Source organism: Curtobacterium sp. GD1 (assembly GCF_020882855.1).
Taxonomy (GTDB): domain Bacteria; phylum Actinomycetota; class Actinomycetes; order Actinomycetales; family Microbacteriaceae; genus Curtobacterium.
In genome coordinates this window covers 62,883-88,765 of record NZ_JAFEVQ010000003.1, presented here as the reverse complement: position 1 = coordinate 88,765, position 25,883 = coordinate 62,883, and the positions used below count along the sequence as shown (strand labels likewise).

The 25,883-nt window shown below is 71.5% G+C and carries 21 protein-coding genes; 8 read left to right on the top strand and 13 right to left on the bottom strand.

The genetic code is table 11. The features are described 5' to 3' along the window. Positions 1-6: 6 nt before the first annotated feature. The 3 genes from obgE to rplU all read right to left on the bottom strand — a co-directional run bounded on the left by obgE (position 7) and on the right by rplU (position 2,209). Positions 7-1,548, bottom strand: a complete 1,542-nt coding sequence (obgE, locus tag JSX79_RS02800) for a GTPase ObgE (protein ID WP_229085100.1) — start codon at positions 1,546-1,548, stop codon at positions 7-9. An 86-nt stretch (positions 1,549-1,634) separates the two neighbouring features. Then, complete coding sequence (gene rpmA / locus JSX79_RS02795) at positions 1,635-1,886, bottom strand: 50S ribosomal protein L27 (protein ID WP_070416551.1); 252 nt, start codon at positions 1,884-1,886, stop codon at positions 1,635-1,637. Between the two features lie 14 nt (positions 1,887-1,900). Further along, entirely contained in the window at positions 1,901-2,209 is a 309-nt protein-coding gene (rplU, locus tag JSX79_RS02790) for a 50S ribosomal protein L21 (RefSeq protein WP_022905369.1), read from the bottom strand. Between the two features lie 188 nt (positions 2,210-2,397). Between rplU and JSX79_RS02785 the strand changes: the two genes are divergently transcribed. Continuing rightward, the gene (locus JSX79_RS02785) at positions 2,398-2,661 is read left to right on the top strand and encodes a DUF4031 domain-containing protein (protein WP_229085138.1); all 264 of its coding nucleotides are present in this window, start codon (positions 2,398-2,400) and stop codon (positions 2,659-2,661) included. A gap of 405 nt (positions 2,662-3,066) precedes the next feature. On the opposite strand, the gene JSX79_RS02780 is transcribed toward JSX79_RS02785, so the two are convergent. Together JSX79_RS02780 and JSX79_RS02775 are read right to left on the bottom strand one after the other, a co-directional pair. Beyond that, positions 3,067-4,014, bottom strand: a complete 948-nt coding sequence (locus tag JSX79_RS02780) for a hypothetical protein (protein ID WP_229085099.1) — start codon at positions 4,012-4,014, stop codon at positions 3,067-3,069. 2 nt (positions 4,015-4,016) lie between these two features. Then, positions 4,017-6,884, bottom strand: coding sequence for an Rne/Rng family ribonuclease (locus tag JSX79_RS02775; protein WP_229085098.1), 2,868 nt, complete (start codon positions 6,882-6,884; stop codon positions 4,017-4,019). Positions 6,885-7,151: 267 nt separating this feature from the next. Between JSX79_RS02775 and JSX79_RS02770 the strand changes: the two genes are divergently transcribed. After that, positions 7,152-7,754, top strand: a complete 603-nt coding sequence (locus JSX79_RS02770; RefSeq protein ID WP_229085097.1) for a vitamin K epoxide reductase family protein — start codon at positions 7,152-7,154, stop codon at positions 7,752-7,754. Positions 7,755-7,854: 100 nt separating this feature from the next. Continuing rightward, complete coding sequence (locus JSX79_RS02765; RefSeq protein ID WP_175473612.1) at positions 7,855-8,706, top strand: thioredoxin domain-containing protein; 852 nt, start codon at positions 7,855-7,857, stop codon at positions 8,704-8,706. Between the two features lie 69 nt (positions 8,707-8,775). Here JSX79_RS02765 and JSX79_RS02760 read toward each other — a convergent pair whose 3' ends face one another. Genes JSX79_RS02760 through ileS form a run of 5 tightly spaced genes read right to left on the bottom strand, consistent with a single transcriptional unit; the run spans position 8,776 to position 15,204 of the window. Further along, on the bottom strand, positions 8,776-9,624 hold the full coding sequence (locus JSX79_RS02760) for a thioredoxin domain-containing protein (RefSeq protein ID WP_071295396.1): 849 nt from the start codon (positions 9,622-9,624) through the stop codon (positions 8,776-8,778). 17 nt (positions 9,625-9,641) lie between these two features. Continuing rightward, a complete protein-coding gene (ndk, locus tag JSX79_RS02755) occupies positions 9,642-10,061 on the bottom strand; it encodes a nucleoside-diphosphate kinase (RefSeq protein ID WP_070416558.1) in 420 nt (139 codons plus the stop codon). 36 nt (positions 10,062-10,097) lie between these two features. Beyond that, positions 10,098-10,514, bottom strand: a complete 417-nt coding sequence (locus JSX79_RS02750; RefSeq protein ID WP_070416559.1) for a DUF4233 domain-containing protein — start codon at positions 10,512-10,514, stop codon at positions 10,098-10,100. Then, positions 10,511-11,956, bottom strand: a complete 1,446-nt coding sequence (locus JSX79_RS02745; protein WP_229085096.1) for a folylpolyglutamate synthase/dihydrofolate synthase family protein — start codon at positions 11,954-11,956, stop codon at positions 10,511-10,513. Before JSX79_RS02745 ends, JSX79_RS02750 begins: the two co-directional genes overlap by 4 nt. Further along, the gene (gene ileS / locus JSX79_RS02740; protein ID WP_229085095.1) at positions 11,953-15,204 is read right to left on the bottom strand and encodes an isoleucine--tRNA ligase; all 3,252 of its coding nucleotides are present in this window, start codon (positions 15,202-15,204) and stop codon (positions 11,953-11,955) included. The genes JSX79_RS02745 and ileS overlap by 4 nt, the downstream gene beginning before the upstream one ends. Positions 15,205-15,454: 250 nt before the next feature. Between ileS and JSX79_RS02735 the strand changes: the two genes are divergently transcribed. Continuing rightward, the gene (locus JSX79_RS02735) at positions 15,455-16,498 is read left to right on the top strand and encodes a cation diffusion facilitator family transporter (protein WP_229085094.1); all 1,044 of its coding nucleotides are present in this window, start codon (positions 15,455-15,457) and stop codon (positions 16,496-16,498) included. A 24-nt stretch (positions 16,499-16,522) separates the two neighbouring features. Here JSX79_RS02735 and JSX79_RS02730 read toward each other — a convergent pair whose 3' ends face one another. Continuing rightward, complete coding sequence (locus tag JSX79_RS02730; protein WP_229085093.1) at positions 16,523-18,019, bottom strand: hypothetical protein; 1,497 nt, start codon at positions 18,017-18,019, stop codon at positions 16,523-16,525. Positions 18,020-18,045: 26 nt separating this feature from the next. Next, the gene (locus JSX79_RS02725) at positions 18,046-18,645 is read right to left on the bottom strand and encodes a TetR/AcrR family transcriptional regulator (protein ID WP_070416563.1); all 600 of its coding nucleotides are present in this window, start codon (positions 18,643-18,645) and stop codon (positions 18,046-18,048) included. 32 nt (positions 18,646-18,677) lie between these two features. On the opposite strand from JSX79_RS02725, the gene JSX79_RS02720 reads away from it, so the two are divergent. From JSX79_RS02720 to JSX79_RS02705, 4 genes are read left to right on the top strand one after another with little or no spacing between them, the layout of a single operon-like run. Continuing rightward, positions 18,678-20,306 carry an ABC transporter substrate-binding protein gene (locus JSX79_RS02720; RefSeq protein WP_071295391.1) on the top strand — a complete coding sequence of 543 codons (1,629 nt, stop codon included), beginning with the start codon at positions 18,678-18,680 and terminating at the stop codon, positions 20,304-20,306. A 35-nt stretch (positions 20,307-20,341) separates the two neighbouring features. Beyond that, the gene (locus JSX79_RS02715; protein WP_229085092.1) at positions 20,342-21,373 is read left to right on the top strand and encodes an ABC transporter permease; all 1,032 of its coding nucleotides are present in this window, start codon (positions 20,342-20,344) and stop codon (positions 21,371-21,373) included. Beyond that, positions 21,370-22,251 carry an ABC transporter permease gene (locus JSX79_RS02710; RefSeq protein ID WP_229085091.1) on the top strand — a complete coding sequence of 294 codons (882 nt, stop codon included), beginning with the start codon at positions 21,370-21,372 and terminating at the stop codon, positions 22,249-22,251. The genes JSX79_RS02715 and JSX79_RS02710 overlap by 4 nt, the downstream gene beginning before the upstream one ends. Then, on the top strand, positions 22,248-23,918 hold the full coding sequence (locus tag JSX79_RS02705) for an ABC transporter ATP-binding protein (RefSeq protein WP_229085090.1): 1,671 nt from the start codon (positions 22,248-22,250) through the stop codon (positions 23,916-23,918). Before JSX79_RS02710 ends, JSX79_RS02705 begins: the two co-directional genes overlap by 4 nt. Before the next feature lie 228 nt (positions 23,919-24,146). Here the strand turns inward: JSX79_RS02705 and proP are convergent, their stop codons facing one another. Beyond that, positions 24,147-25,667, bottom strand: a complete 1,521-nt coding sequence (gene proP, locus JSX79_RS02700) for a glycine betaine/L-proline transporter ProP (protein WP_229085089.1) — start codon at positions 25,665-25,667, stop codon at positions 24,147-24,149. Positions 25,668-25,883 lie beyond the last annotated feature (216 nt).

Below are 25,883 nucleotides of genomic sequence, written 5' to 3'. Positions count from 1 at the left end.
CCGTGGTCAGCCCCTGTCGTCCCGGTCGGCTTCGGCAGGAGACAGGTCTCCGTCCTCCGCCCACAGCCCGGCGATGCGCTCCTGCTCGAGCTCGGCACGCGCCGCGGCCTTGGCGTCCATGCGCTCGAAGTACTCCTCGCGACGCTCGTTGCGGGTCGGACGCGAGGTCGCGCCGATCCGGGCGTCGGTCCCGCGGGCGCTCGTGATGAGCTCCGCGGTCGAGGTGAGCGTGGGCTCCCAGTCGAAGATGGTGCCGCCGTCGCCACCGATGACGACGGTGGACCCGGCGACGGCTCCGGCCTTGAACAGGCCGTCCTCGACGCCGAGCTTCGCCAGGCGGTCGGCGAGGTAGCCGATCGCCTCTTCGTTGGTGAAGTCGGTCTGCTGCACCCAGCGCTCCGGCTTCGCACCGCGGATGCGGTAGAAGCGGTGCTCCTCGCCGCCTTCGGCGCGGATGGTGAAGGGCTTGTCGTCGACCGCCTTGGGGCGGAGGACGATGCGCTCGGCCACCGGCTCGGCGGCACGGGAGGCGCGGGCCTGCTCCACGACGTCGGCCAGCGCGAACGTCAGCTCGCGCAGGCCCTTGCGGGACGCGGTCGAGATCGGGAAGACGCGGTAGCCACGGCCCTCGAGCTCGTCGCGCACGAAGGCGGCGAGTTCTTCGGCCTCGGGCACGTCGACCTTGTTGAGCGCGATCATCTGCGGGCGCTCGAGCAGCGGCACCTGCCCATCGGGGACCGGGTAGCGCTCGAGTTCGCCGAGGATGACGTCGAGGTCGCTGATCGGGTCACGGCCGGGGTCGAGCGTGGCGCAGTCGATCACGTGTAGGAGTGCCTCGCAGCGCTCGACGTGACGGAGGAACTCGAGGCCGAGGCCCTTGCCCTCCGACGCGCCCTCGATCAGACCGGGGACGTCGGCGACGGTGAAGCGGGTGGATCCGGACTCGACGACGCCGAGGTTCGGCGTGAGGGTCGTGAACGGGTAGTCGGCGATCTTCGGCTTCGCGGCGGAGATCGCGGCGATGAGCGAGGACTTGCCGGCGCTCGGGAACCCGACGAGGGCGACGTCGGCGATGGTCTTCAGCTCGAGACTGACGTCACCGGCCCAGCCCTCGGTGCCGAGCAGCGCGAACCCGGGGGCCTTGCGCTTGGTGGTCGAGAGCGCGGCGTTGCCGAGACCACCCTGACCGCCGGGGGCGATGACGACGCGCATGCCCGGCTCGGTCATGTCCGCGAGGACGTCGCCGTTCTCGTCGTACACGACGGTGCCGATCGGCAGCGGGAGCTCGAGCGTCTCACCGCTGGTGCCGCTCCGCATGTCGCCCATGCCGGGCTGCCCGTTCTTGGAGGAACGGTGCGGCGAGCGGTGGTAGCCGAGCAGGGTCGTCACCTGGGGGTCGGCGACGAGGACGATGTCCCCACCGTCACCGCCGTTGCCGCCGTCCGGGCCGGCCAGCGGCTTGAACTTCTCACGGCGGACCGACACGCAGCCGTTGCCGCCGTTCCCCGCGGTGAGGTGCAGGGTCACGCGGTCGACGAAGGTCGCCATGGGTCCACTCCTTGGTGTTGCAACGAAAGAACGGGAGGGGCGGGCACGTGGCCCGCCCCTCCCGCAGAGTCAGATCGTCGAACTGCTTACGCGTTGACGATGTTGACGACCTTGCGGCCGCCCTTGGTGCCGAACTCGACCGCACCGGCCGAGAGGGCGAACAGCGTGTCGTCGCCACCGCGGCCGACGTTGGCGCCCGGGTGGAAGTGGGTACCGCGCTGGCGGAGGATGATCTCACCGGCGTTGACGACCTCGCCACCGAAGCGCTTCACGCCGAGGCGCTGTGCGTTCGAGTCACGACCGTTGCGAGTGGAGCTCGCACCCTTCTTGTGTGCCATCTTCTACTCCCGCCTTACGCGATCGAGGTGATCTTGACGCGGGTGAGCTCAGCGCGGAAACCCTGACGCTTCTTGTACCCGGTCTTGTTCTTGAACTTCTGGATGACGACCTTCGGACCGCGGAGGTCCTCGAGCACCTCGGCGGTGACCGTCACGTTGGCGAGCTCGGAAGCCGCCGACGTGATCTTGTCACCGTCCACGAGGAGCACCGGGGCGAGGTCGATGTTGCCCTTGTCGTCGGCCTTGGCACGGTCGATCGTGATGATCGTGCCGACCTCGACCTTCTCCTGACGGCCGCCGGCGCGCACTACTGCGTAAACCACGTGGAAATCCTTACGTAACTCTGCTTGAGGGAAGTCTCGGGTGCCCACTTCTGCACGAGCGGTTCCCGGAGGGCCGGGCCCGATCGGCGACGCAGGCAGAACGGCCCGCTGACACCAGGGATCGAGAATACTCGATGCCCCCAGGTCCGGTCAAACGGCGACACACGTACGATTGCCGTGTGACCGTGATGATCGACCCGCCGACGTGGCCCGCACACGACACTCTGTGGTCGCACCTCGTCAGTGACACATCATACGACGAGCTGCACGAGTTCGCTGGACGCGTCGGTATCCCACGCCGTGCGTTCGACCACGACCACTACGACGTGCCGTTGTCGCGCTACGAGGAACTCGTCGCCGCGGGGGCCACGGCGGTCACCGGGCGGGAGCTGGTCTTGCGCCTGATCGGCAGCGGGCTGCGGGTCGCCCAGCGGGACAAGCACACGTTCTGAGCGCGCGGCCGCCCACGCACGGTGCGATGTCCCGTGCTGGGTGCGACGGTCGTTCCCTCGCGCCCTGCCCGGCACCTCGCACGCGGCACGGCGCGGTGGCGCGCGGCGGTCCAGGAGGCGCGGCGCACCCCCGCCCCGCGGGCAGCTCCCTCGGCGCGCGGCCGACTCCCGGGCGTGGCGTGGCGCGGCGGTGCGGCGCCGTCGCGCGTGGCGAGGCCGAACGACATCGCCGAGGTCGGACGACGTCGGCGATGTCGCACCCCCGCGTCCGCAACGGACGGCGCACGCAACGTGCGACATGGTCGACGTCGGACGACCTCGACCATGTCGCACCACGTCGGTGCGCGGCGCGCGGCACACGGCGCCCGGCACACGGCCACGAGCCGCACGCGGCCGCTCAGCGGCTCAGCGCGGCGCCGGACCACCCCAGGGGTTCGACGGGGGCTGCGGCGGCGCGTACGGCGGCACCTGGGCCCCCTGCGCCCCCGGCTGACCCCGCTGACCCTGCTGACCCTGCTGCGACGACGGCTGCACGGTCGCCGGCGGCACCGCGTCGGCCGGTCGGACCGTCCCGGGCGTGCCGGGTGCTCCGGGCGCACGACGTCCGCCCCTTGGCCGCCCGAGCCAGAGCCACGCCGCGGTCGACGTCGCGATGAGCATCAGGGTGAACGGCACACCGGACTGCAGCGGGCGGGTGACGACGTCGATGAGGAGCTGGGCGCCTCCCGAGCGGACGGCGCTGAACGTGCCCGTGAAGACCCCGACGAGCGCCAGGGCGATCGTCCCAGCGGCCCCGGCGAGCACGGCGCGGAGGAGCACCGTCGGCAGCGGGCTCCGTCGGTCGACGGGCGTGAGGAACGCCAGCGCGAGGAAGGCCCCGGCGTAGAACGGGAACGGCGTGGCGAACACCCCGGACACGAACCCGCCGACCAGACTGCCGCCCGCGCCGTAGCTCGCGAACGGGTGCACCACGAACGAGGCGCCGAGCAGGCCGACGAGCCCCGAGACGAACTCCACGAGGACGATCGACACGACGGCGATGAGTGCGCCGGCCGTGTTCGTGACCGACGCTCCCGGAGCGAAGGCCCGACGCGGATCCGCCGGCGTCCGCGGCGGCCGCGGAGCCGGCGAGGACCCGCCGTACTGCGGCCCGCGGTACGGGCCGCCCTGCGGCGCACCGTACGGAACGCCGGGCTGCTGTGGCCCGCCGTACGGGGCACCGGACTGCTGCGGTCCCCCGTACGCTCCGCCCGGCTGCTGCGGGGCACCGGCGGGCGGCGCGGGCTGGGACCAGCCCGCGCCGTAGTACCCACGATCGTGCTGCGACCGCTGCGGATCGCCGGGGTTCGACATCGTCAGTTCCCCAGGATCACGGCGCCGTCGTCGGTGTCGTCACCCTCGGCCGTCGCCGGTGCGCTGATGCTCGGGGACGAGACGCGACGGGACCGCGAACGGCCCTGCCCCGGCTGCTTGGGCTCCGGGAGCGCCTGCAGCACGGAGTCGAGCAGGGACTCGGCGTCCCCACTGACCTGGCGCGGCTCGCGCTTCGTGGCGGCGATCGGGATGTCGAGGATCGCGACCGAGGTCTCGGCCGGGGTCACCGGGGCGCTCGAGCTCACCCGACGGCGGGTCGGCGCCTTGGCCGGCGCGTCCTCGACGACGGGAGCAGCAGCGACCGGAGCCACCGCAGCCGGAGCCGCAGCAGCCGGAGCGGCAGCCGCCGAGGTGCCCTGCTCGGGCGCGGACGGCGCATCGGGCGTCGAGGACGAGCCGGACGCGGTGTCCGCCGTCGTCTCGGGCGCACCGGCACCGCGGCCACCACGGCGACGTCGGCGCTTCGAGCCCGACGACTGCTCGCCGTGCTCGGACTGCGACGCGCCGGTGTCCGGACCAGACTCCGCGGCGGGAGCCTCCGGCGCCGATGCCGCCGATGCAGCCGATGCCGCCGAACCCGCCGACACTGCAGAGGACGCCGAAGCCGGGGTCGCAGCCCCGTCGTGCTCCTCGTGCGGGATGGTCGATGCGGCGATCCGGGACAGCGCGCTCTTCACGTCGTCCGTGATCTGGTGCGCGTGCGACGAGCCGTTCGACGACGAACCGTTGCCGGACCCGCCGTTCGACCCGTTCCCACCGTTCGAACCGTTCGAACCGTTCCCACCGTTGGACCCGCCGTTGCCGGCCCCACCGCGGCTCTTGCGACGGCTCTTCGACGGCCCCGGGTCGGCGTTGTTGTCGTTGACCTTGGCGTTGACCTCGTCGAGGGACTCGCGGAGCCCCACGCCGATCTTCTTGCGGGTCATCTGCACGAGGCCGAGCGAGGTGACCTCGGCGACCTGGTGCTTCGTCCGGTCACGGCTGAGGCACTCGACGAGTCGACGCAGCACGAGGTCGCGGTTCGACTCGAGCACCATGTCGATGAAGTCGACGACGATGATGCCGCCGATGTCCCGCAGGCGGAGCTGGCGGACGATCTCCTCGGCCGCTTCCAGGTTGTTCTTCGTGACGGTCTCCTCGAGGTTGCCGCCGGACCCGACGAACTTCCCCGTGTTGACGTCGACGACCGTCATGGCCTCGGTGCGGTCGATCACGAGCGAACCACCGGAGGGCAGCCAGACCTTGCGGTCGAGGGCCTTCTCGATCTGCTCGTTGAGGCGGTACTCCTCGAAGGAGTCCGGGCCGTCGTAGATCTCGACGCGGTCCTTGAGGTCCGGCGCGACCGCGGTGAGGTACTCGTCGATCGTCTCGCGCGCCGCGGAGCCGTCGATGATGAGCTTGGTGAAGTCCTCGTTGAAGACGTCGCGGACGATCTTCACGAGCAGGTCCGGCTCCGAGTGGAGCATGACCGGCGCCTGGCCGTTCGCGACCTTCTTCTGGATCGCCTCCCACTGGCTGGTGAGCCGCTGCACGTCGCGGGTGAGCTGCTCCTCGGTCGCGCCCTCGGCGGCGGTGCGGACGATGACGCCCGCGTGCTCCGGGAGGACCTCCTTGAGGATCTTCTTGAGGCGCGCACGCTCGGTGTCCGGCAGCTTGCGCGAGATGCCGTTCATCGAGCCGTTCGGCACGTACACGAGGTAGCGGCCCGGCAGCGAGACCTGGCTCGTCAGACGGGCGCCCTTGTGCCCGACCGGGTCCTTCGTGACCTGCACGAGGACCTTGTCGCCCGGCTTGAGCGCGGCTTCGATCCGACGCCCGTGGTTGCCGGTGTCGACCGAGTTCCAGTCGACCTCGCCCGCGTACAGCACGGCGTTGCGACCGCGACCGATGTCGACGAACGCCGCCTCCATCGAGGGCAGGACGTTCTGCACCTTGCCGAGGTAGACGTTGCCGATGAGCGACACGTTGTGCGACTTCGTCACGTAGTGCTCGGCGAGGACCCCGTCCTCGAGCACGCCGATCTCGATCTTCGAGGCGCTCGACCGGACGATCATCTGCCGGTCGACGCTCTCGCGGCGGGCGAGGAACTCGTCCTCGGTGACGACCTGGCGACGACGACCGGCATCGCGCCCGTCGCGGCGGCGCTGCTTCTTCGCCTCGAGCCGGGTCGAGCCCTTCACCTTCTGCGGCTCGGTGATGTACTCGACCTCGCGGCGGCGGGGCTCCTGGTGGTCCCGCGGCTCGCGCGGTTCGCGCGGCTCACGGCCTTCGCGGTCGGCGCTCGTGCCGCGGCGACGCGACCGACGGCGTCCGCCGCCCTGCTCGTCGTCGTCGTCCTCGTCGTGACGGGGCGCGCGCTCGGGCAGGTCCGGCAGGACCGGGGCGTGGAAGATCAGGCTGAGCGTGCTCGTCGCCTTGGGGACGAACGGCTCGTCGACGGGCTCCGCCGGACTGGAGGCGCTGCTCGCGTCCGCCTCGACCGTCGCGGCCGGTGCGGCTGCGGTCTCGGTGTCGTCACCGGCCGTGATGACCGGCAGGTCGCCCGTGAGGGTGCTCACGTCGTGCGGCTCGTCGCCGCCGGCGGTCGCCTCGACCGCGACCGACACGGTGGGCGCCTCCGGCGCTCCCCCGGCGTCCGGCGCTGCGTCCGTCACCGCGAGCGTCGCCGCGCCGGCGTCGGACGTGCCGTCCGCCGGAGACCCGGTCACCTGCTCGACGGGACCGGTCTGCGCGGCGTCACCCCGTGCCTCCTGGCCGGCCGACCGGGCGCGCCGACCGCCGAACAGGCGGCCTCGACGCTTCGGTGCGACTTCTTCGTTGTTCGTGTTGTCGTTGTTCTGCTCCACCATGGACCTGGTGCACTCCTTGACCCCGCTCGCATCCTGTCCGGACGGCGGGAATTCTGTAGTTGTAGCGGGTGGCGACCACGCCCCCGCGTTCGCTGTCTTGTGACCGTCGCGTCGCGCGCGTCCCGGTCACGGTGCGCTCTCACCGCACCTGATCGTCCGGGCTGGGCCCGGAAAGCTTTCGTCGTCGTGCGGATGGCCGCACGACCTCCAGGGATTATCGCATGCCGCACCGGGAAAGGACCGGATCGAGCATGCGATGATGACGCCGTGAGCACGCCAGCACCTGCCGTCCGCCGTCCGATCGCCATGGGCGTCTTCCTCCTGATCACCGGTGCCGTCGGCCTGTACGGGGCGTTCCGACTGGTCATCGACGAGTTCGAGAAGTACGCACACCCCCAGGCAGTGCTGTCCTGCGACGTCAACCCGTTCATCAACTGCTCGGACGTGATGGCCAGCTGGCAGGGGCACCTGCTGGGGTTCCCGAACCCGCTGCTCGGCGTCATGGGCTTCGTCGCGCCGATCGCCGTCGCGGTCATGCTCCTCGCCGGGTTCCGCAACGGTTCGCGCTGGTTCTGGATCGCGTTCAACGCGGGCGTGTTCCTGGCGTGGGTCTTCGTCACGTGGCTCTTCACCCAGACCGTCTGGTTCATCGGCGCGCTCTGCCCGTGGTGCATGCTCGTGTGGTCGATGACGATCCCGATGTTCTGGGTGTTCACGATCTGGAACGCCGCGCAGGGACGCTTCGGCGCCGGCGCCCAGCGGCTCGGTCGGACCCTGCTGCCCTTCTGCTGGGCCTTCCCGCTGGCGAACTACCTGTTCATCGCCGTGTCGATCCTCATCGTGTTCCCGCGGGTCCTCTCCTCCTTCTGAGCGCCCGCTGAGCGTTGCCGATGACGCGTCATCGAATTCCTGGGTCCTTCCCAGCCAGATCGGCCGATCGGCCCACCGGCACGACCTACGCTCGATGGCGATGAGCGAGAACGAGAGCAAGAAGGCCCGGCGGGAGGCGGCGCGGGAGCGCGCACGCCTCGCCCGCGCGAAGGAGCAGGCGCGTCGACGCCGCAACAAGACCCTGGGGATCAGCGGCATCATCGTCGGCGCGCTCGCGGTCGCCGCGATCGTCGTCGTGGTCGTCGCGAACTCCGTGCAACCCGCCGGCCCCGGGCCGAAGAACATGGCGAGCGACGGTGTGCTCCTGACGGGCTCGAACGGGCAGATCGTCCCCGTCACCACGAAGGCGACGCCGGAGGGCGGGAAGCCGACCCCGACGAAGCAGGACGACTCGGTCGCGAACATCACCGTGTACTCGGACTACATGTGCCCGTACTGCAACCAGTTCGAGACGAGCCAGATGTCCCAGATCCAGCAGTGGGTGAAGGACGGCTCGGCGACGCTCGAGCTGCACCCGTTCAACCTGCTCGACCGCGTGTCCCTCGGCTCGAAGTACTCGACCCGTTCGGCCGCCGCCGCGGCCTGCGTCGCGAACTACGACCCGGACGCGTTCCTCGCGTACAACACGTCGCTCTACGAGAACCAGCCGTCCGAGAGCACGCGCGGCCTCACGAACGACAAGCTCGCGTCACTGGCGAAGGCCGCCGGGGCGACGAACGAGAACGTGGCGTCCTGCATCACGGACCAGGAGTTCGCCGGGTGGGTTGCCGACGCGACGAACCGGGTGCTGAACGACCCGATCCCGAACTCGTCGCTCGACAAGGTCACCGGGACCCCCACCGTGATCGTCAACGGCAAGCAGTACAACGGTTCCCTCACCGACACGGACGCCTTCGCCGCGTTCGTGGAGCAGAACGGCGGGAAGGCGTAGTCCCGGCTGCTCCGGACGACGACGGCCCCCGCTTCCGATCGGAAGCGGGGGCCGTCGTCGTCCAGCGTGCTACTTCGACGCGGCGTCGATCTCGGTGATCACGTCGGTCAGCGTGGCGATCTTCTTGCCGTTCACGAGGACGGTCGGCGTGCCGAAGCCCTGCGTGCCCTGCAGTGCCGGATCGGCCAGCACGGCGTTCGTGGACTTCGTCACCCACCCGCGGAAGCGCTCGCTGGACAGGCACTCGGAGACGTTCGACCCGGTCGCGCCACCAGCCGTGACGAGCTTCGCGATCTCGGCGTTCGTCAGGCCCTTCGTGCCCTCCTCCGGCTGGTTGTCGAAGAACTGCGTCTGGACGTCGAGGAACTTGTCCGGCGCGTAGTTCGCGACGCACATCGCGGCGTTCGCGGCACGGCTGGCGTACCGCGAGTTCTGGTAGCTGCGGTCGAGGATCGACACGGGCTGGATCGCGAGGGTCGCGTCGCCGGACTTCACCTTGTCGAGGATCTGGTCGGCGTAGGCGGCCTCGAACTGCTTGCAGACCGGGCAGGCCCAGTCGACGTACTCGGTGACCTGGACCTTGCCGTCGGCGGCGGCGGTGGGCACCGGGGACGGGGTGGCCTTCGCCGACACCGCGCCGGAGGTCACGGGGGTGACCGTGCCGTCGCTACCGGTGAACTGGATCGCACCGGTCGCCATGTTCTTCGGCCCGGCCGCGGACACGGCGGGCTGGTTGTTCACGTTCACCACCACGATCGCGACGATCGCGGCGACGGCGATGATCCCGAGGCCGATGCCGCCCTGCAGGAACCAGCGGTTGCGGCGCTTGCGGCGCTTCTCGGCCTCGGCGCGCTGCCGGGCGACGTCACGGGCGTGCTGGCGACGCTCGTTCTTCGAGGGACGGTCGTTGTTCGTCACGCGTCGATCCTCCGGACTCAGGCGAACCAGAGCGCGAGCTCGCGCGCCGACGACTCTGGGCTGTCGGAGCCGTGCACGAGGTTCTGCTGCACCTTGAGGCCCCAGTCGCGGCCGAGGTCACCGCGGATCGTCCCGGGCGCGGCCGAGGTCGGGTCGGTGGTGCCGGCGAGCGACCGGAAGCCGGCGATGACGCCGTTGCCGGCGACGCGCACGGCGACGACCGGGCCGGACTGCATGAACTCGACGAGGGGCTCGAAGAACGGCTTGCCCTGGTGCTCCTCGTAGTGGGCGTCGAGCAGGTCACGGGGCGCCGTCACCATCTTCAGGTCGACGATCTCGTAGCCCTTGGCCTCGATCCGGCGGAGGATCTCACCGGTGAGCTGGCGGGCGACGCCGTCGGGCTTGACGAGGACGAGGGTCTCTTCGAGATCGGACACGCGGAACTCCTGGTGTTTCGTGGTCGAACGGGGTGGTCAGTCCTCGCCGAGGGCCGCGCGTCTCGCGGCGTTCTGACGGTCGAGCTGACCGCCCTTGACGAAGCAGAAGACCCACAGCGCCAGGAACACCACGGCCACGGCGAACATGAACGGTTCGATGAACCCGGTGGCGAGGATGGCCGCCTGCAGCAGCCACCCGAACCCTACACCGGCGCGGTTGCCGGTCAGGCGAGAGGCCAGTGCCAGCACGATCATCGAGCCGATGCCACCGCCGAACGCGACCGCCGGCGGGAGCGTCCCCTTGCCGAACACGACGAGCATCGGGAAGAAGAACATGATCGCCTCGAGCACGAGGGTGATCGACAGCAGGCTCTCCCGTGCGCCGCGATCGCGTCGCGGCCGACGGGTGCGCGGCGCGCGTGGGGTCCTGGAGGCGCGGCCCGCGTCCGTCACTTCGTCCCGCCTTCGGCGTGGACCAGGTCCATGACCCGGCCCACCATCACGATCGAGCCCGCGACGAGCACCATGGCGTCGTCCGCCTCGGCGTCGTCCGCGAGGTCACGGGCTTCCTGGAGGGCGGCCTCGAGCGACGGCTCGACGACGACCCGGTCCTCGCCGACCTCGTCGACCACGACCCGGGCGAACTCGTCCGCGTCGAGGGCACGCTCCCCCGGCGGCTGGGTCACGACGAAGGTCGCGACGGTGTCCTTGAGCGCGCGGACGAAGCCGCGGGCGTCCTTGTCGCCGAGGATGCCGACGACGCCGACCACGTGCTCGGACGGGAACGCCACGGGGAGCGCTTCGGCGAGCGCGCGTGCGCCGTGCGGGTTGTGCGCCGCGTCGACCACCACGGTCGGACCCGTGGCGATCGGCTGGAGCCGGCCGGGGCTGGTCGCACCGGCGAGTCCCTCGGACAGGACGTCCTCGTCGAGGGCCTGCGAGCCGCGGCCGAGGAAGGCCTCGACGGCGGCGATCGCCACGGCGGCGTTGTGGGCCTGGTGCCGGCCGAAGAGCGGCAGGAACAGGTCGTCGTAGCGTCCGGCGATGCCCTGCACGGTGATGAGCTGGCCGCCGACGGCCGGCGTCACGTCGATGAGCCGGAAGCCGTCCCCCTCGACCGCGAGGGTCGACTCGGTGAGCTCGGCCGCGCGCTGCAGCTCGGCGAGCGCCTCGGGCGTCTGTGCGCTCGAGACGATCGACGACGAGGGCTTGATGATGCCGGACTTCGTGCGGGCGATCTCGGCGACGGTACTGCCGAGCTGCTTGGCGTGGTCGATCGCGATCGGCGTGAACACCTGCACCTGGCTCTGCACGACGTTGGTGGAGTCCCACTCGCCGCCCATGCCGACCTCGATCACGGCGACGTCGACCGGAGCCTCGGCGAAGCACGCCAGGGCGAGGACGGTCAGCGCCTCGAAGAAGGTCAGCGGGAGCTCGCCCTTGTCGGTGAGCTCCTGGTCGGTCATCTCGAGGATCGGGGCGATGTCGTCCCAGTTCTCCACGAAGCGGTCGGCGGCGATCGGGGTGCCGTCGATGACGATGCGCTCCCGGATCGACACCAGGTGCGGGCTCGTCATGAGGCCGGTCCGGAGGCCGTGTGCCCGGACGATGCTCTCGGCCATGCGCGCGGTCGAGGTCTTGCCGTTCGTGCCGGTCAGGTGGATCACCGGGTACGACAGGTGCGGGTCGCCGAGGAGCTCGACGGCGCGCCGGGTCGCGGACAGCCGGTGTTCGGGCGACTGCTCGCCGATCCGGGCGTACAGGGCCGCCTCGACGCGCTTGACCTCGTCGTCGTCCGCACCGTAGGGCACGGCGTCGGCGGGGTCCGTCGCACCGGCGGGGCCGACGGGGATCTCGATGCCGTCCTCGGACGGTTCTTCGGGGTACTCGCTCATGCGCGTGACACCTCCACGGTCACCTTCGCACCGTCACCGACGTCGGTGGTGGTGGCGTCTGCCCCGAGGGGCACGATCTCGACGCTCGTCGACAGGGTCTCCCCCGCGATGAGCTGTTGGTGGGTGCGGACCGCCGCGTCGGCGACCTCGTCCGCACCGAGGGTGAGGACGATGCGGTCGCTGACGTCGAGGTCGGCGTCACGGCGGGCCTGCTGGACGGCGCGGACGACGTCGCGGGCGAGCCCCTCGGCCTCGAGCTCGGGCCCCGTCACGGTGTCGAGCACCGCGAAGCCGCCGCCGTCGAGGAACGCCACCGCCACGGAGTCGTCGGCGACGGTGAGGTCGAGCGTGTACTCGCCCTCGACGAGGTCGACGCCGCCGACGGTCACGCCGGACTCGGTCGTGGTCCAGTCGCCCTTCTTGGCGGCCGGGATGACCTGCTGGACCTGCTTGCCGATGCGGGGTCCGGCGGCACGGGCGTTCACGGTGAGCTTCCGCTCGATGCCGTACCGACCGAGCGACGACTCCTCCTGCTGCTCGAGCACGACCTGCTTGACGTTGAGCTCGTCGCGGAGGATGTCCACGAAGGGCTCGACGGCCGCCGGGTCGGGCACCACGAGCGTCAGGGTGGCGAGGGGCAGGCGGACGCGCTTGCCGGTGGCCTTGCGGAGCGCGAGCCCCTTCGAGGCGACGTCACGCACGCGGTCCATGGCGTCGACGAGCGCCTGGTCGGCCGGGAACTCCTCGGCGTCGGGGAAGTCCTCGAGGTGGACGCTGCGGCCGCCGGTCAGTCCCCGCCAGACCGCGTCGGTCACGAGCGGGGCGAGGGGTGCGGCGACGCGGGTGAGCGTCTCGAGCACGGTGTACAGCGTGTCGAACGCGGCACGGGCCTCGGGCGAGGACTCGGCGCCGAGCCAGAACTTGTCGCGCGACCGGCGCACGTACCAGTTCGTCAGCACGTCGGCGAAGTCGCGGACGGCCTGTGCGGCGAGCGGGGTGTCGAGCGCGTCGAGGTGCTGCTGCACGTCCGACACGAGCACCCGGGTCTTCGCGAGCAGGTAGCGGTCGAGCACGTCGGTGCTCGCCGTGCTCCGCGACGCCTGGTACCCGGACTCCCCCGACGCGTTCGCGTAGAGGGTGAAGAAGTAGTACGTCGACCAGAGCGGGAGCAGGAACTCGCGGACGCCCTGGCGGATGCCCTCTTCCGTGACGACGAGGTTCCCGCCGCGGATGACCGACGACGACATCAGGAACCAGCGCATCGCGTCGGCACCGTCGCGGTCGAACACCTCGGAGACGTCCGGGTAGTTCCGGAGCGACTTCGACATCTTCTGGCCGTCGGAGCCGAGCACGATGCCGTGACTGATGACGTTCTTGTACGCCGGCCGGTCGAACAGCGCGGTGGACAGCACGTGCATGACGTAGAACCAGCCGCGGGTCTGCCCGATGTACTCGACGATGAAGTCGGCCGGGTTGTGCGACTCGAACCACTCGCGGTTCTCGAACGGGTAGTGCACCTGGGCGTACGGCATCGACCCGGAGTCGAACCAGACGTCGAACACGTCGGTGATCCGGCGCATCGTCGACTTCCCGGTGGGGTCGTCCGGGTTGGGGCGCGTCAGGTCGTCGATGAACGGGCGGTGCAGGTCGACCTCGCCGTCGGCGTTCACAGGCAGTCGACCGAAGTCACGCTCGATCTCCTCGAGCGAGCCGTACACGTCGGTGCGGGGGTGTTCGGGGTCGTCGGACTGCCACACCGGGATCGGCGTGCCGAAGTACCGGTTGCGGGACACCGACCAGTCGATGGCGTTCCCGACCCACTTGCCGAACTGGCCGTCCTTGACGTTGTCCGGCACCCAGTTGATGTCCTGGTTGAGCTCGCCCATGCGGTCGCGGAACTCGGTCACGCGGACGAACCAGCTCGACACGGCCTTGTAGATGAGGGGCTTCCGGCAGCGCCAGCAGTGCGGGTAGCTGTGCTCGTAGGACGCCTGGCGGAGCAGCCGCCCGGCGTCGCGGACGGCCTTCGTGAGGGGCTTGTTCGCGTCCGACCAGAGCATGCCGGCGACCTCGCCGAACTGCGACGTGAAGACACCGCCCTCGTCGAGCGACAGCACCACGGGGATCCCCGCGGCGGCGCAGACCACCTGGTCGTCGGCACCGTAGGCCGGGGCCTGGTGCACGATGCCGGTGCCCTCGCCCGTCTCGACGTAGTCGGCGACGAGGATCTTCCAGGCGTTCTCCATGCCCTCGGTCTCCGCGAGGAAGTCGAAGAGGCGCTCGTACTCGACGCCGTCGAGCTCCGCACCCGTCAGGGTGCGGACGACCGCGGCAGCGGCATCCTCGGCGCTCTCGTAGCCGAGGTCCTTCGCGTGGGCGGCCACGGTGTCCGACGCCAGCAGGTAGTGGACGGAACCGGCGGTGCCACCGTCAGCCGCGCCTCCTGGACCGGCGGGCAGCACCACGTACGAAACCGCAGGCCCGACGGCCAGCGCGGCGTTCGTGGGCAGGGTCCAGGGGGTCGTCGTCCAGGCGAGCGCACGCACGCCGGCCAACCCGAGCGACTCGGCGCGCGCACCCAGCAGCGGGAACGACACCGTGACCGACTGGTCCTGGCGCATCTTGTAGACGTCGTCGTCCATGCGCAGCTCGTGGTTCGACAGCGGCGTCTGGTCGTTCCAGCAGTACGGCAGGACCCGGAATCCCTCGTACGCGAGCCCCTTGTCCCAGAGCTGCTTCCACGCCCACAGCACGCTCTCCATGAACGTCACGTCGAGGGTCTTGTAGTCGTTCTCGAAGTCGACCCAGCGCGCCTGGCGGGTGACGTACTGCTGCCACTCGTCGGTGTACTGCAGGACGGACTTCTTGGCGGCGGCGTTGAAGACGTCGACGCCCATCTCGTCGATCTCGTGCTTCTCGGTGATGCCGAGCTGGCGCATCGCCTCGAGCTCGGCGGGCAGCCCGTGGGTGTCCCAGCCGAAGCGACGGTGCACCTGCTTGCCGCGCATGGTCTGGTAGCGCGGGAAGACGTCCTTCGCGTACCCGGTCAGGAGGTGGCCGTAGTGCGGCAGGCCGTTGGCGAACGGCGGGCCGTCGTAGAACGTCCACTCGTCGCAGCCCTCGCGCTGGTCGATCGACGCCTGGAACGTGCCGTCGCCCTTCCAGAAGGCGAGGATCCCCTGCTCGACGGCGGGGAAGGACGGCGACGGGACGACGCCGTCTGCGTCGGAATCAAGTGGGTAGCGCACCGCGGGGCTCCTGTGGGTTGCCGGTTCTCAGGACCACGAGGACGGAGCAGGCTCCGCGGTACCACCTCGCTTGCCGCTTCGGGTGACCCGGGGCGACCGCTCGTTGCCGGGGGCGTGCGCGGCCCGGTCCGCCCGGTTCTACTGCCGGCGGTCGATGGTGCTGACGGCCGGGTTCTTCCGGAGGCTCCCCGGTGATGGCCGGATCGACGCCTGTGTGCACGAGTTTAGCGGACGGGAGCATGCTGGAGCGATGCCCTCGTCAGATGCTGCCCCCGCGCAGCAGGAGCGTCCCGATTCCCTGCTCACCGTCGTCATCGCGTTCGGCGCGAACCTGCTCGTCGCGATCGCCAAGACGATCGCCTCCCTGATCTCCGGATCGGCGTCCATGGTCGCCGAGGCCGCACACTCGTGGGCCGACACCGGCAACGAGATCTTCCTGCTCGTCGCCGAACGGCGTGGCTCGAGGAAGCGCGACACCGCGCACCCGCTCGGCTACGGCCGTGAGACGTACATCTGGTCGATGTTCGCCGCGTTCGGCCTCTTCACCGCCGGCGCCATCGTCTCGATCTACCACGGCATCACCGAGCTCGGGGACACCGGGCCGGCCGAGGACGTGCTGCTGAACTACATCGTCCTCGGGCTGTCGTTCTGCCTCGAGGGCACGAGCTTCCTGCAGGCGTACCGGCAGGCGCACGGCGCGGCGACGAAGCGGCGGGTGCCGGTGCTCCGGCACGTCCTGCAGTCGTCGAACCCGACCCTCCGTGCCGTCTTCGCCGAGGACGCCGCGGCGCTCATCGGCCTCGTGGTCGCGTTCCTCGGGGTGTTCCTCCACCAGGTCACCGGCCTCGCGGTCTTCGACGCCATCGGCTCGATCGCGATCGGGATCCTGCTCGGGGTCGTCGCGATCGTCCTGATCGACCGCAACCGCCGGTTCCTGCTCGGGGAGAGCACGTCCCCGGAGCTGGAGAACGCGGTGCTCGTCGAGCTGCTCGGGTGGTCGCAGATCGAGCGCGTCACCTACCTGCACCTCGAGTTCGTCGGGCCCTCGCGGGTCTACCTCGTCGCCGCGGTCGACCTGACCGGCAACGAGAACGAGGAGCACGTGGCGGTGCGGTTGCGCGACGTCGAGAAGTCCCTCGAGGAGAGCCAGTACATCGAGGAGGCCGTGCTCACCCTGAGCTACCCCGGCGACGAGTCGCTCGTGCCGACGGGCGACGATGTGCCCGAGGTGGTGCGGGACGGGACGGCCGAGGACGTCGCCGCGGGCGGGGCCGGCACGCTCCGGACCGACTGAGCCGCACGCGGCTGCGCGGTCGGGTCAGCCGCGGTCGGCGGGTACCAGGGTCGCGGTGTCCCCGCGCCGCTCGATCACCAGGCCGTCCCGCACGACCCACACCCGCAGCGCGTCGAGCCGGAACTCCTCGAACCGCTCCGGGTGCTCCCGCAGCAAGGCCCGCAGGTCGTCGTCCATCGGGAACCGCGGGTCGATCCCGGCGACGAGCACGCCGTAGTCCCCGTGCGTCACCCCCTGGGTCGCGCCACGGCGGCCGATGAACACGGCGAACGACTGCTGCGCCGACCCCGACACGAGGACCCGGACGTCGTCCGGCACCCCGCGTTCCTCGAGGACCCCCTCGAGCCGGGCGAACCCGGTGGTGCGCGTCTCGGCGACGGTCCGCACCACGACGACCGCGGGGACGATCGTCACGACGACCGCGAGGAGCGCCACCACGGTCGTGAGCGGCGGCCGCAGCCGGGCGAGCCGGGTGTACCCGACCGCGGCGAGCGCGATGATCCAGGGCATCCACGCCTGGTAGTAGTGCGGCAGTGCGACGTTGGCCGTCGAGTAGAAGACGACGAGGATCCCGAGCGCGATCCCGAGGAGCGCGACGAGCCGGTCCGGGCGGATCGCGAACGCCGCGGCCGTGCCGACCAGGAGCACGACGACCGTCGGCCACCCGACCCCCTCGACGACCCGCACGAAGTTCGTCCACCACGGCGCGATCATGTACGTCTTCCCGAGGACCGAGATGATGTGCCCGCGGGTGTCGTGCTTGCCCTGGAACTCGATCATGAAGGTGATCGCCCGGACCCCGCCGACGGGCACGTACGCGACGACGAACACCACGGCGAACGCCGCGGCGGCCGCGACGCCCCCGGTCAGCAGCCCGGACCAGCGCCGGAACAGCAGCGGGACCGCGACCAGCGCGAGCACGAGGACGGTGGTGGTGACCTTCGACGTGACCGACAGCGCCAGCAGGGCACCGGCGAGCGCCATCCACCACCAGCCGTCCCAGGCCGTGGTCCGGTCGGCGGCGCGTCGGGGTCGGGTCGCCCACTGCCAGGCCGCGGCGAGCGCCGCCACGGCGAAGAAGGTCATCAGCGGTTCGAGGAGGGCGAGCCGATCGATCCGTGCGGCCGTGCCGGACGCGACGTCCGCCCACGTCGGCGAGTCGGCACGCGGCGTGAGCCACCAGAGCCCGGCGGCGAGCACGGCGCCCCAGTACCCGATCGGACGCCGGAGCCAGGCGAACAGGACGATTCCGGTGCCGAACGAGGCCGTCGCGGCGACGAGACGGGGCCCGAGCACGCCCTCGCCGAACACGAGCTGTGCGACGCCGAACAGGTACTTGCCGGTCGGCGGGTGCTGCAGGTTCGAGGTGAGCACCCCGTGCACGTAGTCCCACCCGGCCCGCGTGTAGGTGAACTCGTCGACGTAGGTGCTCTGTCTGCCGATGTGCCAGTAGGCGACGAACACCCCCGCGAGGGCGACCACGGCGAAGACCGCGGTTCGTGTCCATCGCGCGCGGGTCATGGGGAGAGAGCCTATTGGGCCGGACCTCAGTGGGAGTCGAGACCCGCTGCGACCGGGGTGAGCGCCGCCCCGACGTACTCGACGAGCGGTCGGCGCCCGACCCCGTCCGAGACCCAGACGCCGAAGGCCGCTGCGGCCGCCCCGAGCATGGCGCCGGACACCGTCTGGGGCCAGAGCGCCGCCGGGTGCTCCCCCGTCCGGCGGGCGACGAAGGCCGCGACCGCCGCGTGCTGGGCCGTCACCCGTGCCGCGACGCTCGCCACGAGCTCGGCCCCGATGCCCATCACCTCGGCCTGTGCGATCGCCCAGGGGACCCGGTCGGGGTCGTGGGCGCGGGCGGTGGCGAGCAGCGCGGCCTCGACGGCCCGCACCGCGGACTCCTCGGTCGAGGCGGCGAGGCACGCCGGGAGCGTCGCGACCGCGGCGTCGAGGTCGAGCCAGAGCACGTCGGACTTCGCCGTGAAGTAGTTGAAGAACGTCGCGCGGCTGACCCCGGCCCGTGCGGCGATCTGGTCGACCGTGGTCCGGCCGTAGCCCTGTTCGAGGAACAGCTCGGCCGCGGCGTCAGCGAGCACCTCGGCGCTCGAGCGTCGGGGGCGGCCACCGCGGCGCATCGGTTCGTCCATGGGCCCCAGTAAACCGCTAGACTCGTCCAGCCATGATCTTGGACTCAGTACAGAAAACCACCGCAGTGGTCGCCGGCGCCGCCGCACTCCTCCTCGTGCTCGCCGGCTGCACCGGTGGCGGCACCGCGACGTCCAACAGCACGCCGGTCGACGGCGGCACGCTCACGTACGCCTCGGGTGACGCCGAACCGACCTGCCTCGACCCGCACGTCGGCGGCAACTACCCGCAGGCGCTCCTGTCCACCCAGTACATCGAGGAGCTGACCGCGCTCGACGATGGCAAGCCCGTCCCCGCGCTGGCGAAGTCCTGGACGACGAGCGACGACGGCAGGACGCTCACCTTCACGCTCCGCGACGACGTGACCTTCACCGACGGCACGCCCTTCGACGCCGCCGCGGTCGTGGCGAACATCGAGCACGTGCAGGACCCGGCGACCGCGTCGAGCACGGGGTACCTCGCGCTGCAGTCGATCACGAAGGCGACGGCCACCGACGATCACACCGTCACCCTGACGCTGAGCCGGCCGGACAGCGCGCTGCTCGAGTCGTTCTCGCAGCCGTGGGTCGGCATGGAGTCCCCGAAGGCGCTGGAGCGCTCGCAGGCGGTGAACTGCGAGTCGCCGGTCGGCACCGGCCCGTTCGAGGTCACCGGCTGGAAGCACGGCGACCGGGTGACGCTCCGCAAGAACGCCGACTACACGCCGCTCCGCGGCAGCACGGAGCCCCGCCTCGACGGCATCACGTGGCGCTTCCTGCCCGACTCGACCTCGCGGTACGCGGCACTGCAGTCCGGCCAGGTCGACGTCATCGACAACGCCCAGCCCGACCAGCTCAAGGCGGCCTCGTCGAAGGGGTCCATCCGCGACCTCGACGCTCCGCGCCCCGGTGCGTCGAACCGCCTCGAGCTGAACTCCGGCCACGGGGTCTTCCGCGACGAGGCCGTCCGCAAGGCCTTCATCGCCGGCGCCGAGATCGACCCCGGCATCCGGTCGCTCTTCCTCGGGACGGCGAAGCGCTCGTACTCGGTGCTCTCCAGCGTCGAGCCGTACGGGTACTCCGACAAGAGCCTGTTCGAGTACTCCCCGACGAAGGCGAAGCGACTCCTCGACGACGCCGGCTGGAAGGTGGGCAGCGACGGCATCCGCGAGAAGGACGGCGAGCAGCTGACCGTCACGTTCCCGGTGTCGACGAACCAGTCCGTCCCCGCCGAGCGCAGCCTGTTCCAGCAGATCCAGGCCTCCGAGAAGGCCGTCGGCTTCAAGGTCGTGCTGCAGGAGCTCGACCTCTCCAGCTGGTACGCGGCCCTCGCGGCGAACGAGTACGACGTCGTCAGCGCTCCGTACACGAAGGTGGGCGCGGACGTCCTCCGCATCCTGTACGACTCCGCCAGCATCACGCCGGCACCGTCCGGGTACTTCGCGAACCTCGCCCAGCTCGACGACCCGGAGCTCGACGACCTGCTCCAGCGGGCAGCGCAGACCTCGGACACGTCCGAGCGCGGCGACCTCTACGAGCAGGCGCAGGAGATCATCCTGTCCAGCGGCACCGTCCTCCCGCTCTACGACCAGCAGAACCACTTCCTGCTGCGGTCGAGCGTGCACGGTGTGCAGACCACCGCGGTGTCGACGCCGTGGTTCGGCACGGCCTGGATCGACCGCTGATCGCGACCTCGCGATCGTCGGACGGGAGGCACGGATTGCGTCGCGGACGTCGAGGCACGCCCGCCGCGTGGTCGGCGTGGACCCTGTGGGGACTGCGCCGCCTGGCCGGCGGCATCGGGGTGCTCTGGGCGGTCGCCACGATCGTGTTCGTCGCGATCCGGCTCATCCCGGGCGACCCGGCGCTCGCCATCCTCGGCGGACCGGGCTCCCAGGCCTCGGCCGAAGCGGTCGCGCAGGTCCGACAGGAGTACGGCCTCGACCGGCCGGTGCTCGTGCAGTACGCGGTGTTCCTCGGGCGTCTGGCGACCGGGCACCTCGGTGACTCGTACGCGTTCCGGACGCCGGTGTCGACGCTCCTCGGGCAGCAGCTCCCGGTCACGCTGACCCTGGCCGTTCTCGGGCTCGTCGTCGCCTGGGTGCTCGCGATCGTCGCCGCGTGGTGGTCGACGCAGCGCGGTCGGTTCGCCGCGGGACTCACGAGCGCCCTGAGCGTCACCGCGAGCGTCACCCCGCACTTCTGGCTCGGCAGCGTCCTCATCGTGGTGTTCGCCAGCGCCCTCGGCTGGGTGCCGGCGGTCAGCGACGGCTCGGCCCGGGGCTGGGTGCTGCCGGTCGTCACGGTGGCCGTGCCGGTCGCCGGGTACCTCGCCGAGACCGTCCGGGACGGCGTGGTCGACGCCCAGCGGTCGGCCTTCGCACTCGCGGCCCGCAGTCGTGGCGAGACCCGCGCGGGACTGTTCGGCCGGCACCTGCTCCGGCACGCCGCACTCCCGGGGATCGCCCTGTCCGCGTGGGCGTTCGGTTCGCTCGTGTCCGGTGCGGTCGTCGTCGAGTCGGTGTTCGCGCTCCCGGGCATCGGGCGCGCACTCGTGACCGCGGTGACGCAGCGGGACATGCCGCTCGTCGCGGGCATCGCGCTGGTGTCGGCCGCCGCGTACGTGGTCGTGCTCGCCGTCGCGGACCTCGTCGAGCGTGTGGTGGACCCGCGTGCCGGCGGGACGGCCGGGGCGGGGGCGACCCGGCGTCGCGCCCCGCGCGTCACCCGGCACGGGGCGGGCGCACGGTGAGCGGGATCGCCGAACCGCGCCTCCAGGCCGGTGCCCAGGGTGACGCGTCCGCCGGACGGTCCGAGCGAGTCCGTGGGGGGACGCTCGGCCCGGCCGGATGGACCGCTGCCGCCGTCGTGGCGCTGGCCGTGGTCGCGGCGGTGTGGCCGGCGCTGCTCGGCGGTGGCGACCCGCTCGCCGTGCACCCGGCGCAGGCGCTCCAGGCGCCGTCGTGGTCGAGTCCGTTCGGCACCGACGAGTCCGGGCGGGACGTCCTCGCCCGGGTCGTCGCCGGCACGCGGGCGTCGCTCGTGGTCGGTGTGGTCGCGACGCTCGTCGGCGGCGGGGTCGGGGTCGTGCTCGGCGTGGTCGCGGGACTCGGCGGACGCGTCGTCGACGGGGTCGTCGGCCGACTGACCGAGGTCGCGTTCGCGCTCCCCCTGCTCCTCGTGGCGCTCGTCGTCATCGCGGTGACCGGCCCCGGGCCCGTCCCGGCGATGCTCGCGGTCGGGTTCGCCACGGCGCCCGGGTACGCCCGGATCGTCCGCGGGCTCGTGCTCCGGGCGCGCCGCTCGCAGGTCGTCGAGACCGCCGTGCTGATGGGCCGCTCCCCCGCCGTGATCACCGTGCGGCACGTGCTCCCCGCGGCGCTCTGGCCGGTCGTGGCGGTCGGGACGCTCGGTGTCGGGCAGGCGATCGTGTGGGCGTCGGCGCTGAGCTACCTCGGCGTCGGCACCCCGCCGCCCGCGCCGGAGTGGGGCGCGATGCTGGCCGACGGACGCACGTACCTGCTGACGGCACCGTGGATGAGCACCTTCCCCGGCCTCGCGATCGTGGTCCTGGCGACCGCGGTGACCGTGCTCGGCCGGGCGATCCGACGAAGTGGAGCGATCCGATGACCGTGCTCGACGTGCAGGGGCTGACCGTCACGATCGGCGGATCAGTGGTCGTGCAGGACGTTGCGCTGCAGGTCGATGCCGGCGAGTGCGTCGCGCTCGTCGGCGCCTCCGGCTCCGGCAAGACCGTCACCGCGCGGGCGGCGCTCGGCCTGTCGGCGCCCGGCTCGTCGGTCCGGGTCGACCGGCTGACCGTGGCCGGGCTCGACGTCCGGGCGTTCTCGGACCGCAGGTGGCGGAGCGTGCGCGGCTCGCGGGTCGGCTACGTCGGCCAGGAGGCCCTGGGCGCCCTGGACCCGCTGCGTCCCGTCGGGCGTGAGGTCGCGGACGCCCTCCGGCTGCACACGGACATGACGGCGGCGCAGCGGGTGGGGGCCGTGCGGGACGCCCTCGTCGCGGTCGGCCTCGACGCGGCGCTCGCCACGGACGGTCGGCTCGCGGGCACCCTGTCCGGCGGGATGCGCCAGCGCGCCCTCATCGCCGCGGCCACGGTCGGGTCGCCGGCGCTCGTGGTCGCCGACGAACCGACGACGGCGCTCGACGCCGGGGTCGCGGTCACCGTGATGGAGCAGCTGCGTGCGGCCCAGTCACGCGGCGCCGGGCTGCTCGTCATCACGCACGACCTCGGGCTCGTCGCGGGGTGGGCGGACCGGGTGGTCGTCGTGCACGAGGGCCGTGTGGTGGAGCAGGGGCCGGTGGCGTCGGTGTTCGCGGCGCCGCAGCACGAGGCGACGCGGGCGCTGGTGCGGGCGGCGGGTGCGGGCGCGGGTGGGCCCGGCGGGTCTGGCCGGTCTGGCGGGTCTGGCGGGTCTGCAGTGTGCGAGGTGCCGGACACGGTGCGGGGGTCGGAGCGTCGCACGGAACGCGGAACCTCGCACGGTGCGGGCGTGGTGCTCGCCGCCCAGGGGCTCGCGCGGGCGTTCGACGGCGTCCCCGCCGTGCGCGACGTGTCGTTCGGGCTCGAGCGCGGGCGCGTCCTCGGGGTGATCGGTGCGTCGGGGTCCGGCAAGACCACGCTCGCGAGGATGCTCCTCGGCCTCGAACTCCCCGACGCGGGCACGGTCACGCTCGACTCGTCGCAGTGGGTGCCGCTCGACGAACGCACCCGCCGGCCCATGCGGCACCGGGTGTCCGCGGTGGTGCAGGACCCCGGGGCGACGTTCGACGAGCGGTGGAGCGTGGAGCGGGTCCTCGCGGACGCGTTCACCGGCGGCGCCGAGCGGTCGGCCCGTGGTGCGCTCGGTCCCCGCATCGACGCGGCGCTCGACCAGGTGGGGCTCGACCCTGCGCTCCGCCGACGCTCACCGCTGACGCTGTCCGGCGGGCAACGGCAGCGCCTCGCGATCGCCCGCGCACTCGCGACGTCGCCCGAGGTGATCGTGCTCGACGAACCGGTCACGGCACTCGACGCCACGGTGCAGGACGCGGTGCTGACGCTCCTCGAGGGGCTCCGGGACAGCACGGGCGTGGCGATGGTCTTCGTGTCGCACGATCTCCGGGCCGTCCGGCGGATGGCCGACGACGTGCTGGTCGTGCACGAGGGCCGGGTCGTCGAGCACGGCCCCGCCGCGACGGTGTTCGACCGCCCGACGCACGCCGTGACCGCGCGCTTGCTGCGTGCCGCCGAGCGGCTCGCAGCGGGCCCGCGGCCCGAGGCCGGCGCCGCGTAGCGCGGCCGCGGCCGCGGCCGCGCCCGCGCGGCGCGCGGCGCGCCTGAGGTCGCCGAGACTCGGCCCGGCGGACACTTTCGCGGGTCGGAGGCGCGAGGAACGTCCGGCCAGCCGAGTCTCGGCGCAGGGCCGCGCCGCGCGCACCGTGTCGCGCACGGCGCCCGGACGAGCGGAGGCACGGCGCGACGTCCGAGGCGGACGCGCACCGTGCCTCCAGGCAGCCGACGGCTACGAGCCCGTGGGCTCCTTCGAACCGTCACCGGACGACGGCACGTCGCCCGAGATGATCGGGATCTCGCTCGTCGAGAAGTCCTTCGCCCAGTCGGACTGCGCCAGCTCGGACTCCGGGTCGTTGTAGTCCTTGATGACGCCGGCGATCTCGTCCTCGTGCGCCACCGTGGGGCCGGACCCCATCAGCGGCGTCGCGGCCGTCTCCTTGGTGAAGTAGACGGCGACGAGCCCGATCAGGGCGGCCAGCATCAGGTAGAACGCCGGGATGTCCTCGGCCCAGCCGTAGCCGGCGTCCTTCGCGGCGTTGATGAGCGCCGAGGTGGCGAGCGGGGTCGTCCCGCCGAAGAGCGACACCGACACGTTGAACGCGATGGCGAGCGCGCCGTAGCGGATGATCGTCGGGAACAGCGCCGGCAGGGTCGACGGCATGGTCGAGGTGAACGTCACGAGCACCACGCCCAGGATGAGGAGTCCCGCGAAGACCCCCACGCCGGTGCCGGTCTGCACCAGCTTGAGCGCCGGCCACGACAGCAGGATGAACCCGACGCAGCCCGCGGCGAGCACGGGACGTCGGCCGAACTTGTCGGACAGGCGACCGCCGAACGTGATGACGACCATCATGAGGATCATCACGATCACGATGAGGATCAGGCCGAACGTGGCGTTCTGGCCGAGGTTCTGCTCGAGGTACGTCGGCATGTACGACAGGAGCATGTAGTCGGTCACGTTGAACACGAGGACCAGACCGATGCAGATGATCAGCGAGCGCCAGTTCTCGGCGAAGAGCTTGAGGAACGGGGTCTTCTGCCCCTCGCGCTCCGCGGCCTGCTCCTGCTGCTTCTGGAACGCCGGGGTCTCCTCCAGCTTGAGGCGCAGGTAGAGACCGATCAGGCCGAGCGGACCGGCGATGATGAACGGGATGCGCCAACCCCAGCTGAGCAGGGCGTCCTCGGAGAGGCCGAACTGCAGGCCTGTCACGATCGATGCGCCGAGCACGTAGCCGGCGAGGGTGCCGAACTCGAGCCACGAGCCCATGAACCCGCGGCGCTTGTCCGGCGAGTACTCGGCGATGAACGTCGCCGCGCCGCCGTACTCACCACCGGTCGAGAAGCCCTGCACGAACCGCGCCACGAGCAGCAGCACGGGCGCCCAGAAGCCGATCGAGTTGTAGCTCGGGATCAGGCCGATCATGAGCGTGCCCGCGGCCATCAGGATCATCGTGAGGGCGAGGACCTTCTGTCGGCCGATCCGGTCGCCGATCGGGCCGAAGACCGCACCGCCGATGGGGCGCACGATGAACGCTGCGGCGAAGAAGCCGAAGGTCGCGACGATGTTCGCGGCGGGGTCGCCCTCGGGGAGGAACACCTTCGAGATCGTCACCGTGAGGTAGGCGAAGATGCCGAAGTCGAACCACTCCATGGCGTTGCCGAGCGCGGCGGCCGCGACGGCACGCTTGAGCAGCGACTCCTCGACGACGGTGACGTCGTCCTCGGTCAGCTTGCGGCGTGCGCGCTTCATGGCGCCCTTGGTGCGCAGGGGGCGGTCGCCCCGTGCGTTTCCTGCTTCGTTCGGTGCCAAGTGAGTTCCTCCGGTAGTGCTGTGTCTTGCCTTCGGGCGCCCGGCGGACGGCGACGCTGCAGTCCCTGCGAACCCCGCGTCCGCCGGACAAACTCCGACAGACTATCAGCTGCCCGGCGTGTCTGCCGGATCCGTGTGCTATTGGCCACCGGAGGG